13 protein-coding genes are annotated in these 11338 nt (G+C 63.0%); 6 read left to right on the top strand and 7 right to left on the bottom strand.

Features of this window, described 5'->3' with window-relative positions; genetic code table 11:
- Complete coding sequence (locus tag G3O01_RS43445) at nt 1-981, bottom strand: AraC family transcriptional regulator (protein ID WP_205813653.1); 981 nt, start codon at nt 979-981, stop codon at nt 1-3.
- A 151-nt stretch (nt 982-1132) separates the two neighbouring features.
- Here G3O01_RS43445 and G3O01_RS43440 point away from each other — a divergent pair, with 151 nt between their 5' ends.
- Complete coding sequence (locus G3O01_RS43440) at nt 1133-1984, top strand: NAD(P)H-binding protein (RefSeq protein ID WP_205813652.1); 852 nt, start codon at nt 1133-1135, stop codon at nt 1982-1984.
- Here the strand turns inward: G3O01_RS43440 and G3O01_RS43435 are convergent.
- From G3O01_RS43435 to pstS, 3 genes are all read right to left on the bottom strand, one after another.
- Nucleotides 1915-2475 carry a hypothetical protein gene (locus G3O01_RS43435; RefSeq protein ID WP_205813651.1) on the bottom strand — a complete coding sequence of 187 codons (561 nt, stop codon included), beginning with the start codon at nt 2473-2475 and terminating at the stop codon, nt 1915-1917. The two genes, G3O01_RS43440 and G3O01_RS43435, sit on opposite strands and share 70 nt — an antisense overlap.
- A 27-nt stretch (nt 2476-2502) precedes the next feature.
- Entirely contained in the window at nt 2503-3558 is a 1056-nt protein-coding gene (locus G3O01_RS43430; protein ID WP_205813650.1) for a poly(3-hydroxybutyrate) depolymerase, read from the bottom strand.
- Nucleotides 3559-3805: 247 nt separating this feature from the next.
- On the bottom strand, nt 3806-4828 hold the full coding sequence (gene pstS / locus G3O01_RS43425) for a phosphate ABC transporter substrate-binding protein PstS (RefSeq protein ID WP_205813649.1): 1023 nt from the start codon (nt 4826-4828) through the stop codon (nt 3806-3808).
- Nucleotides 4829-5048: 220 nt separating this feature from the next.
- Between pstS and G3O01_RS43420 the strand changes: the two genes are divergently transcribed.
- The 5 genes from G3O01_RS43420 to ppk2 all read left to right on the top strand — a co-directional run bounded on the left by G3O01_RS43420 (nt 5049) and on the right by ppk2 (nt 8165).
- Nucleotides 5049-5354, top strand: coding sequence for an acylphosphatase (locus G3O01_RS43420; RefSeq protein ID WP_205813648.1), 306 nt, complete (start codon nt 5049-5051; stop codon nt 5352-5354).
- A gap of 167 nt (nt 5355-5521) precedes the next feature.
- Nucleotides 5522-6535, top strand: a complete 1014-nt coding sequence (locus G3O01_RS43415) for a hypothetical protein (protein ID WP_205813647.1) — start codon at nt 5522-5524, stop codon at nt 6533-6535.
- A gap of 45 nt (nt 6536-6580) precedes the next feature.
- The gene (locus G3O01_RS43410; protein ID WP_205813646.1) at nt 6581-6805 is read left to right on the top strand and encodes a hypothetical protein; all 225 of its coding nucleotides are present in this window, start codon (nt 6581-6583) and stop codon (nt 6803-6805) included.
- Between the two features lie 181 nt (nt 6806-6986).
- Complete coding sequence (locus tag G3O01_RS43405) at nt 6987-7244, top strand: RNA-binding protein (RefSeq protein ID WP_205813645.1); 258 nt, start codon at nt 6987-6989, stop codon at nt 7242-7244.
- Between the two features lie 69 nt (nt 7245-7313).
- Complete coding sequence (gene ppk2, locus G3O01_RS43400) at nt 7314-8165, top strand: polyphosphate kinase 2 (protein WP_205813644.1); 852 nt, start codon at nt 7314-7316, stop codon at nt 8163-8165.
- Between the two features lie 77 nt (nt 8166-8242).
- On the opposite strand, the gene G3O01_RS43395 is transcribed toward ppk2, so the two are convergent.
- From G3O01_RS43395 to G3O01_RS43385, 3 genes are all read right to left on the bottom strand, one after another.
- Complete coding sequence (locus G3O01_RS43395) at nt 8243-9178, bottom strand: hypothetical protein (protein ID WP_205813673.1); 936 nt, start codon at nt 9176-9178, stop codon at nt 8243-8245.
- Between the two features lie 255 nt (nt 9179-9433).
- A complete protein-coding gene (locus G3O01_RS43390; RefSeq protein ID WP_205813643.1) occupies nt 9434-11035 on the bottom strand; it encodes an MlaD family protein in 1602 nt (533 codons plus the stop codon).
- Nucleotides 11036-11086: 51 nt separating this feature from the next.
- Nucleotides 11087-11338: TolC family protein (locus G3O01_RS43385; protein ID WP_205813642.1), on the bottom strand; the 252-nt coding region annotated here is incomplete at its 5' end.

The following is an 11338-nucleotide window of genomic DNA, read 5'->3' as shown; positions in this document are numbered from 1 at the left end:
TCAGCTCAACGATACCGTCGCCGCCTCGTCGACGCACGCACGCGCATTACGCCGCGCCGCACCCGGTGAAACACCGACAATCCGCTTGAACGCACGGCTGAACGCGGCATCCGAGTCATAGCCGAGACGCGTCGCAAGCTCGATGAGCGGCGCATCCGTTTCCTGCAATTGCGTGAGTGCGGCTTCCATTTTCCAGCGCACGGCGTAACGCATCGCCGGCTCGCCGACCAGTTGCGTGAAGCGCGCCGAAAACGCCGAGCGCGACATGCCGACGCTGTCGGCGAGTGTCGCCACCGTCCAGTTGCTCGCCGGATCGCGATGAATCATCGCGATGGCGCGGCCAATCTGCTTGTCGCGCAATGCGCCGAGCCAGCCCGTCTGCGCGGCAGGCGCATGCGCGATCCACGCGCGCACGGCCTGAATCACGAGGATATCGGCAAGGCGCGTGATGACGGTTTCGCCGCCCGCGTTCAATTGCTGCGCTTCCGCCGCGATAAAACGCAGCGTGCTCTGAATCCACTCCATTTCCGGCGACTGCCACGTGTCGACGCGAATCAGCTTCGGCAGCATGCCGATCAGCCGTTGCGCGGCAGGATGATCGAAGCGCACCAGCGCACAGATCATCGTGGTCGGCGCACCGCCTTGTCCATGACGAAGAATCTCGTAGCGATTGCTGATGGCTTCGCGCGGCAGTTCGAACAGCTTTCCTGCGGGAACACCCGCCGCGCTCATCAGCCGATGCCCCTGACCGTGCGGCACGAGCGCGAGATCGCCCGGTCGCAGCACGCAGCGTTCGCCGCCTTCGACTTCGAGCAGACATTCGCCTGACGTCACCACATGGAACATCAGCGAACGCTCGAACGGCGGCAGATCGAGCGCCCAGGGCGCGGTGAATTCCGAGCGGCAATAGAAGGTGCCGCTCATGCGCAGAAAGTGCAGCGCTTCGCCAAGCGGATCACCGGATGCGGGCAGTTCGTTCATGGAGCAAGTGTAGATCGCAGACAGAACCCGTCCAAGTGTCTGGACGAATAATCAATAAAAGCAGATTCCGGATCATTGTCCGTCCAGAATCGCATCGCTATTCTGGATTCACGGTCGCCGCACGTTGCGGCCTTCAGACAGAGGGGATCTCATGAAAGCAGACACGATTCTCGTGCTGGGCAGCACGGGCAAGACAGGGCGGCGCGTGGCGCAACGGCTGGCGGCGCGCGGCGTCGATGTACGACATGGCTCGCGCTCGGGCACGCCATCGTTCGACTGGGCGGACCGCTCGACCTGGGCCGCAGCGCTCGAAGGCGTGCAGGGCGTCTACATCAGCTATTTCCCGGATCTCGCCGTCGAAGGCGCGGCCGACGATATCCAGGCGTTCACCGATCTCGCCGTGCAATGCGGCGTGCGCCGGCTCGTACTGCTGTCGGGACGTGGCGAGATGGAAGCGCAACATTGCGAAGATATCGTGCGCAACGCGGGCGTCGAGTGGACCTTGCTGCGTGCAAGCTGGTTCGCTCAGAACTTCAGCGAGGCGCATTTTCTCGAACCGGTTCTTGCGGGCGAACTGGCGCTGCCTGTTGGCGCTATCGGCGAGCCGTTCGTCGATGCCGACGATATCGCCGACGTCGCTGCCGCCGCGCTCACCGACGAAGGCCACGCAGGCCAGCTATACGAACTGACGGGCCCGCGACTATGGACTTTCGCCGACGCCGTCGCGCAGATCGCCAGCGCCACCGGCCGGCCCATCCGCTTCACGCGCGTCACGATGGATGAATATGTCGCCGCGCTCGAAGCCGCGCAGCTGCCGCCTGACGTCATCGGCCTGATCCGCTATCTGTTCACGGAAGTGCTCGACGGACGCAATGCGTCCGTACAGGACGGCGTGCTGCGCGCGCTCGGACGGCAACCGCGCGATTTCGGCGACTACGTGCGGGCGACTGCGGCAACCGGCGTCTGGACGCCCGCTGTCGAAGAGAGTGCGCCCAGCTTCTGATTGAGCCAGAACGCGTATGACACTTCGATGTTTTCCTGCAGCGCGATCAGGTTGGTCGACTGATCGATCAGCAGCTGGCCGATCTGCGCGAGCAGATTGAATTCCTGCTCGACCAGTTTCGTCACCGTGTTCGCGCCGCGAATCTCGGCGCGCTCGCGGTTCCATGCGGCCCAGCCTTGCAGCCACGTTTGCTGCTGCAGCGTCAGGCGCTCGACGACAGCCTGCTGCATCTGATACAGCTCGCCCCACGTGTGCAGGTCGAGGCCGAATGCGAAGAGGCGCGCCGTATCGATACTGCTGGTCGCCGAACGCGCGGCCCAGCCGCTGAGCAGGACAGGCAATTTCAGCGTGTCCTGCACGGCAGCGGCGCGCGCAGCGGGCGCGGTTTTCTGCAGCGCCGCCGCAGCCGTGACAGCCGCCGATGCAGCCGCCGCCGTTTTCGCTTCGACCGTTTGATCAACCGGCTCGGGCATGATGGTCATTTCGTTCATGTCAGGCTCGTCAGGTAAGGGTAGAGGTCAGCCGCCGAGCCGGCTCAGCATGCCGTGCAGCGCCTTGATCTGGATCGCGTTGCGCGAATAGTAGTCGGGCTGCTCCGGGTCGTCGCTCGTGTAGCCCCACCAGTCCCAGCAGCCGTCCGGGTTTTGCAGCCCGCCGCCGTCCGCGCCCGTCGCCTGTGGATACAGCACGATGATGTCGTTGCTGTCGGCGAGTTCGTTGTAGCCCGTCGTCGTGATGTAGCGGTTGCCGTAGGGCGGCTGGTTCGCCACGTCGGCGCGGCCGTACACGTAGTTCACGTAGCTGTAGCCCTGCTTGCAGCCGTGCAGCACGACATGCACGCGCGCTGGCGCGCCTTCTTCCACGGCGCGCGGCACGTACGCATAGCCGAATTGCCCCATGCTTGCGCGCGCTTCGCCGCCGAAGAATTCGCTTTGATCGAAACGCAGCAGACGGCCGCTCGTCTGCGTCGCGGCTGGCTTCAGATCGTCGTAGATGTGATGCAGGATCCGGTGCGACTGCATGAAGCCGCCCTGGTTGATATACGGCGGCTGATTGGTGTCGAGCAACGAATCTTCGGGATTGTCGGTGACGATCGAATGGCCGGCGGGCACGGTGTCGTCGAACAGGATGTCGTCGGACGCGACGCCGAGCAGCTCATAGAAGCGATGCGTGCATTTCACCACTTCCGAATACACGACGGTATCGCGCGAGCCCGTGAACAGATAGATGCGGTCGCCCTTGAGATTCGACAGCGGATCGATTGCACCCGCCTGCGCGGTGTCGTGCGCGAGTTGCGCGAGACGCGGCGCGCTGGGTCCCGTCTGCGGCGTGAGCGGGCTCATGCAGATATATTCGGCGCTTTGCACATACGCATCTTCAGCGAGCGGCGCCGCGCCGCGAAACGATTCGGAGCAGCGGAACGGCCCGCCCGCAATCACGCCGACGCCCGCGAAACTGGCCGAATGCGCAAGGTGTAGTTGCACCGTCATGAATGCGCCCGAAGACAAGCCGGAAATGGAGCTCTCGCCCTTCCTGACGTTGTAATCGCGCAATTGAACGATCTCGTTCGCCATTGAATGATCCCCCGTACGAATAGCGCGGCCGCGATGATGTGCATCGCGGCCGGTCGGATGTGTGACACGTTGAAGTCGCTTGATGACCGCCTTAAGCGGTGCTTCGTCGCCGAAGCTCTATTGGTATAGGCGAGGTTGCGCAGTGCAGCAAGCGCTTTTTTATGAAGATTGCGCGACGTCGCGAACCGCCGCATCGCAGTGCAAAAAAGCCATGCTGCATGCATTCAAATGACGCAAGATGCATCGACTATTGCGCAGCGATCGGTTTGCCCGATGCATCCTTGACACGCGTATGCAATTGCGTGCGTATCTCTTCGATAACGGGCGCAGGCAACGGAATGTAGTCGAGATCCTGCGCCGTGCGATGCCCGTTCGCGAAAGCCCATTCGAAGAAGCTGAGTGCTTCCTTCGCGTGGTCGAGTCTGTCCTGCATGACAGGCATCAGCACGAAGGTCGCGCCCATTACGGGCCATGCGTCCTTGCCCGGTTCGTTGGTGAGGATACGAACCAGCGAGCCCGTCCAGTCGGCGCCGAGTGCAGCCGCGCTGAACGTGTCGGGGCCCGGCTGAACGGAAGCACCTGAAGCATTCTTCATCGCCGTATAGGCAATATGGTTCTGCTTGGTGAAGTCCCATGCGACATAGCCGATCGTACCTGGCAGATAGCGCACGTATGTGGCGACGCCTTCATTGCCCTTGCCGCCGATGCCGCGCGGCCAGCGCACGGTCGTGCCTTCGCCCACCTTTTTCTTCCACTCGGCGCTGACCTGCGACAGATAGTGCGTCCAGATCAGCGTCGTGCCCGAACCGTCGGCGCGGCGTATCACGGCAATCGCCAGATCGGGCAAGGTCACGTTCGGGTTCAGTGCGACGATGGCGGGATCTTTCCAGTTCGTGATCTTGCCGAGATAGATGGCGCTGAGCACTTCGCCCGACAGCGTCAGTTCGCCCGGCTTGATGCCGGGGATATTGACGACGGGCACCACGCCGCCTATCACGGTCGGAAACTGGACGAGACCGCTCTTGCTGAGTTCGCTTTCCGTCAGCGGCGCGTCGGAGCCGGCGAAGTCGACCTGTTTTGCGAGAATCTGCTTGACGCCTTCCGTCGAACCGACGCTTCGATAATGCACGCTGCCGCCGCCGGATCGCTTGTAGCCGTCGGCCCAGGCGTTGTAGATCGGCGCGGCGAAGGTGCTGCCTGCGCCCGTGATGTCGGCGGCGCGCGCGGCGATCGTCACGAAAGCGGCAAGCACGGCAATCCACATCGGCATGGTTCTCACGATACCCTCACTAGTCGTTGTGTTCGGATTGTCAGGTGATGGCCGGTCCAGCCGCGCGTCGTCGACCGTGTGATGAATCACCGTCGACAGGTGGCATTGCCATGCCTCATTACAGGTCGGCGGGGTGAGCGATGCAAATTGAATCGGTCTATCGCAAACCCGCATGCAGACTGGCTCTGCGAGCACTCGCATTTGTCGGAGGAGAGTTCGGATGACAGAGCACTTTCACGGCGTCATCAGGACGGTGCTGGTGCGCGTGTACGGCACGGTGCAGGGCGTCGGATATCGCGCCGCGTGCGTGCGGCACGCGCAGTCGCTTGACGTGACGGGATGGGTGCGCAACCGCATGGACGGATCGGTCGAGGCGCTGGTTCAGGGCGCACCGCACGCAGTGGGCGAGATGTGCGACTGGATGGCCGAAGGGATGCCGGCGGCACTCGTCGACTCGATGGACGAGGAAGAACTGCTGCCGCCGTTCGCGCGCTTCGATGTGTTCAGACAGATTGCGGATGCCTGAAAGCTGCTTTCGTGCTGCGTCCGTTGTGCGTCCCGTTGTGCGTCCCGTTGTGCGTCCGTTAGCCGCGCTCAACGTAGAGAGTTCGCGCGGCGCATTTTTCATGCGGTATGCTGAATTGCGACCGATGCTGTCCTGACCTGTGCATCCTTCCCGGGAGAATCGCGGCAATGAGCTTTCTGAGCCGGCTATTTCATCGCGATCGGGCGTCCGAACCGCCGATGGCGGCCGCGCGTATCGACGAGGCGATCGAGCGCATCGTCGCGATTCATCCGCGCATTGCGGTTGCGAGCGGCTACCGGCGACGTCTGAGGCAACCCGTCGCCGCCACGCTCCAGTACGCGGATGAACTGATGGCGTCGCTGCCCGCCACGCTCGATGCGAGCGCCGACGCATGGGCGGGCAACCCGAGCCTGCGCGCGTTCTTCGCGACACCCGACGATATCGCCGATATCTTCGGCCGCTCGCAGGAGGTGCGCGCGTTCTTCGACGCCAATCCCGATGCCGTCGATCTTCACGGCACGCTCGGCATGGCGCTGTTCGAGCGGCATGTGCTAGGTGTCGCGCTGGACGGCGACACGCTGCACCACGACGTCCAGCAGACGACGCTCAGTTTCAGCGATCATCGCGTGCGAATCTGCGGGCGCACGGAAACGTCGCTGCGCGAGGAGATCGAGCGCAGGCTGATCGATCAGCTGGCGCTCGAGGGCCTGTCGATGCTGGCCGCCACACGCGCCGCGCGGCTTGCGCGCGGGCGCGAGCTGATGCAGGAACGCGTCGCGCTGATGCATCGGCGGGGCACGGGGATGTCGGCTGTCGCAGGCGGCGGCGTGACCGTCGAGGCGCACGAGCTCGCGCACGTGCAGACGCAGATCGCGCAGAACGCCGAGAGCCTCGCCGCGCTCAGAGTGCCGACGGATGTCGTCGAGCACGAGCTGGAAGGCGTTTGCGAAGTGCTCGGCAAGCCGGCCGATTACGTCTATATCCGCAACCGCCACATCCGCATCGACATGATGAACGTCGTGCAGGAAGGCGATACGACGCGCGGCAACGATATCGAGTTTCACTTCGTGCGCGTTCCCGGCGTGCCGCCGCAGATGCGCGCCTTTGCGATGGTCCGTTTTCGACGCTCGGATCTGCCGCCAGGGGGATTGCATATCGACGCGGCGATGCGCGCTATCTAAGATCGAAGAAGATCTGTCGCCCGTCGGCGAAAGGGGAGGCGCGCCATGCTGAAGTTCTATCTGCTGTCATTGACTGCGGCCGCTTGCATGGCCGCTTCTCTCGCACCGTCGCGCGAAGCGGTTGCGCAACCGTCCGCCATGAAGCCGATGCAGGACGCACAGCGCAAGGCCGAGCAAAAGGCGCGCGAAGCGAAGAAGGAAGACGATTCCGCACAGGCGCACGACGACGCGAAAAAGCCGGAAAACGTGAAGCCGGCTTCGTCGCCTTGACGCGAGCCGTTTCAGTTATTGCGCCGATCACATCCGGTATTGCGCAAAGCGCATCGCAACGTTTTCAAATGTTTTCATGAATCCGACATCGCGCGCGGAAAGTCATAGACTGTCTGCAGGGACCGGTATATCGGTTATGTGTCGGGTTCAATCAGCAGTTTTCGATGAGGAGAACGTCGTTATGGCCGAGCTTTGGGTGGGCAATGTCGATGACGAAACGAGCGACGAGGAAATCAAAACGTTCCTGTGCCACTACGGCTTTCCGCCGTTCGATACGATACGGCGCGTCGAAGGGACAGGGGAACGTCCGGCCGTCGTGGTCGGCTTCAATGACGTCGGCGCGCATGTGCTGCGCAATCTGCAGCCGCGCATTCACAACATGTTCTGGAAAAGCCGCACGCTGACGGTTCAGGTCGTGCCCGAGCGGGACGAAACCTGAAGCGGACGCGGTCCCTGCACGGCACGGGACCGTGAGCCAGACCAACGCGGCGATTACGGGAGACGAGCGATGCCTGAACTGAGAAACGAAAAAAGCAGCGCGCGCAGCAAATCATCGAATGGTGTGCAGGAAAGCGCGAAATCGATGGGGCGCATGAAGAACAGGCAGTACGAAAAGGAACTGAAGTCGCTTCATATCGAACTGGTGAAGCTCCAGGAGTGGGTCGTGCAAACCGGCGCGAAAGTCTGCGTGGTGTTCGAGGGACGCGACGGCGCGGGCAAGGGCGGCACGATCAAGGCGATCACGGAGCGCGTGAGCCCACGCATTTTCCGCGTGGTCGCGCTGCCCGCGCCGACCGACCGCGAAAAGTCGCAGATGTATATCCAGCGCTATCTGCCGCATCTGCCTGCGGCGGGTGAGGTCATCCTCTTCGACAGAAGCTGGTATAACCGCGCGGGCGTCGAGCGCGTGATGGGCTTTTGCAACGATGAGCAGGTGCAGAACTTCTTCAAGGCCGTGCCGCTGATCGAGCACGCGATCATCCAGTCGGGAATCATCTTCCTGAAGTACTGGCTCGAAGTCAGCGAAGAAGAGCAGACGCGCAGACTGGAAGCGCGCATCACCGACGAGCGCAAGATCTGGAAGCTCTCGCCGATGGATCTGCTGTCGTACAGCCGCTGGTACGACTACTCGCGTGCGCGTGACGACATGTTCGCCGCCACGGATACCGACCAGGCGCCTTGGCATGTGGTGCGCTCCGACGACAAGAAGCGCGCGCGCCTGAACCTGATCTCGCATCTGCTCGACAGCATTCCGTACAAGACGATGCCGAGACCCAAGGTCAAGTTGCCCAAGCGTCAAAAGTCCGAAGGTTACCGGCAACCCGACCGGCCGACCCGCTACGTGGCAGAGAAGTTCTGAACGCGATCGACGCGCGGTGCCGCAGTGGAAGCGATACGTTCATTGCGCGCGTCGCGCTCGCGTGTTGTGACGCGCGTCTAGAGGCTGATTGCGAATCCGAATGAAACGCCTTGTACATTGCGTCCGAACACGTAGCGCACCATCAGCCGCGTGCGGGTGATGACGACCGGGTACCGGCTGCTGTCGAGTTCGAGCCCGACGCCCAGCGACGTCAGATGATTGAAGCCAAGCACACCTGCACTGTCGCCGAAGTAGTGCGAGTAGGCGGTTTCGAGCACGTATCGCAGCGGACGGTCGAGCATATGAAGGCCCGTCGGTGCGCGCCATCGCGCCCATACGCTGATCTGCTGCGCGTTGGCCGAACCTCGCACGGCATCGGACGATCCGCCGAAGCTTTGCAAGTGAATATCAGTCGCACGTAATTCGACGTCGATCTCATGCGTGTCGCGATAGTGCTCGTAGTCGAGCATCAGCGATCCGCCGTAGCCGTACGCGTCGAGCGTGCCGTCCTGCAGGAACTGCAGGTTCGTGTCCTTGACATGATTGACGAGCGATTGCGCGATGCGCAGGTCGCTTGCCACGCGGCCGAGCGTACCGTTCAGTATCGGCCGGAAAACCAGTTCGTTGGTGATGCGGAAATCCCAGCCGATGCCGACGGTGCCGCTTGCCGTGTTCCAGCGGGTCGGCAATGGCCGCTGCTGCGAGCCGTCCGTCGCGACGAAGGTGGGATCGTAGCGGCTATAGGCCAGCGTGCCTTCCAGATAGAGCGGAAACGTCCTGCTGAGCGTGAAGCCGCCGCCTAGCTGCGTCTGGCCGAAACCCGGGTTGCCGGTCGCCGCGCTATTGATCGACAGCGAACTGGTCGTGACATCTGGCACCGTCGTGTAGGTCATGATGGCGAGCACGGCGTCGGCATGTGCCTTGACGTTGCCGCCGATCACCGTATTGTCCGACAACGGAGGCGGCGTGCCTTGAGCGCGCGCTGCAACGGGCAACGACGCCAGCAGGACGATTGCCCACACGGCGCAGCATTGACCTGGCAGAATTCCCGGCTTTCGGTGGAGATGGATAGGCCACATGCTCAAAGGATGTTGCTATCGATTGCGCAGTGTCGGGGACGGGTCCAGCCTTCTGCCAATAGCATAGGCAAGCTTTAGGCTCAGTGTGAGGCAAACACGTCGCAGCGTCGCGCGTTTTAGCCGCCCGGGCGTCATGCTGCGTTTTACGTTACATCCTTCATGCAATGCGGGCGACACACCGCATCTACGTCACTTTCCGTCTTCGGGCTTGCCACGCAGAAGCGCTTCGGGATGCCGCTGCAGGTAGTCCGACAGCGCGCGGAACGATGCCGCCGTGCGCGCGAGTTCTCGAACGGCATCGCTCGTGTCCTGCTGCAAGGCCGAGTCGGGCTGCAGCGCGGTATTCGCGGAATCGAGCGTGGCCTGCGCCGCGGACAGCGCGCTCTTCGCTTGCGGCACGACTTGCGTGTTGAGATTGCGCATCAGTTGCGCGGTGCTCGCGAGCGTCTGCTGCGCGTTCTTGCCGATCTGTTCGAGCGGCAGGCTGTCGAATCGCGCGACGATCCGGTTGATCGATTCCTGCAGCGATTGCAGACCGCTCGGCGTGGTCGGCAGTTCAGGCGGCGTGCGGTTCCAGTCGACCTGCGCTTTCGCCGCGTTCGGGAAGAAGTCGAGCGCAATATACAGCTGACCCGTGATCAGACTGCCCGTCTTGAGCTGCCCGCGCAGGCCGCGGTCGACGAGGAAATCTGCCAGCGCGTGCGGGTCGTTGCCGAGGCGGCCGCCGCGCGGCTCCGATGCATAACGCGACGTGAAGCGTTCTGGATAGATCTTGACCTCGACGGGGATGCTGATCTGTTTGGTGCCGGGATCGAAGCGCGTATAGATCGCCGATACCTCGCCGACCGTGATACCGCGAAAATCGACGGGCGCGCCCACGACGAGGCCGCGCACCGAGCCCTGGAAGTTGAAAGCGAATGTCTCGACGATGGTGTCGCGCCGCTTCATCGCTTCCGCGCGCGTGTTGAAGAGCGGGAAGGTCGCAAGCGCGCCCGATTCGGGCCGGCTGAGGGAATCAGTGGGCGTCTCGAATGCAAGACCGCCGACGAGGATCGACACCACCGATTGCGTGTTGACCTGCACGCCTTCCGTGCCGAGCGTGACGTCGATGCCGCCCGCCTGCCAGAAGCGCGAATCGCTGTTCACGTAGCGGTCGTACGGCGCATTGATAAATACGTGCAGCGTGATGCCGCTGCCATCCTTGTCGAGTTCGAACGAGGTGACCTGACCGACCTGCAGGCGCCTGAAATAGACGGGCGTGCCGACGTCGACGGAACCGAGGTCGGTTGCCTTCAGCACGAACTCGCGGCCGGGCACGTCGCTCGCAAACACAGGCGGTACTTCGAGCCCGGTGTAGTCGCGCCGCTCCTGTTTCGCATGACCGATGTCCATGCCGATGAACGCGCCCGACAGCAGCGTGCTGATGCCCGATACAGTGCCGCCCGCGATGCGCGGCCGCACGACCCAGAAGCGCGTGTCGTCGACGAGCATGTCGCTGGCGTCGCGCGTGAGTTCGGCGGTGGCGATCACGCGCTTGAAGTCCTTCGACAACGCGACCTTCTTCACGACGCCGATGTCGACGTCCTTGAACTTGATCTTTGTTTTGCCTGCTTCGAGACCTTCCCCCGTCTTGAAGCTGATCGTAATGGTCGGTCCTTGCGCCAGTACCGCCTGCACCGCGAGCCAGATGCCGACCAGCACGGCGACGATGGGCACCAGCCAGATCCACTGGATGCGCCCGCGTTTGCGCGGTGCGGAGACGGCATCGGGTAGCTCGGGCGGGCGGCTCATTGCGGTTGCCTCACATGTCGGCGTTGGCGTGCAATGTCGAGGACGTGTTGCTCATTTCGCACTCTGCGCAGCGGCATCGCCGCCGGGTTGTTGCGTCTGCGCCGACTGCGTCGTCAGCCCTTCGGCCGTGACGACCCAGCCGCCGCCCATCGCCTTGTACAGGTTCACATACGACACCAGCACGCCCGCCTGCGTCTGCGTCTCGCTCAACTGCGCGTTGAACAGACTGCGCTCGGCATCGAGCACCTCGATATAGCTCGTGTAGCCGCCCTCATAGCGCAGCCTTGCCAGATGCGCGTACGT

This window comes from Burkholderia sp. Ac-20365 (assembly GCF_017104715.1).
In the GTDB taxonomy this organism is placed as follows: Bacteria; Pseudomonadota; Gammaproteobacteria; order Burkholderiales; family Burkholderiaceae; genus Paraburkholderia.
The sequence above is the reverse complement of the archived record's forward strand: the minus strand, read 5'-3'. Positions and strand labels throughout refer to the sequence as shown.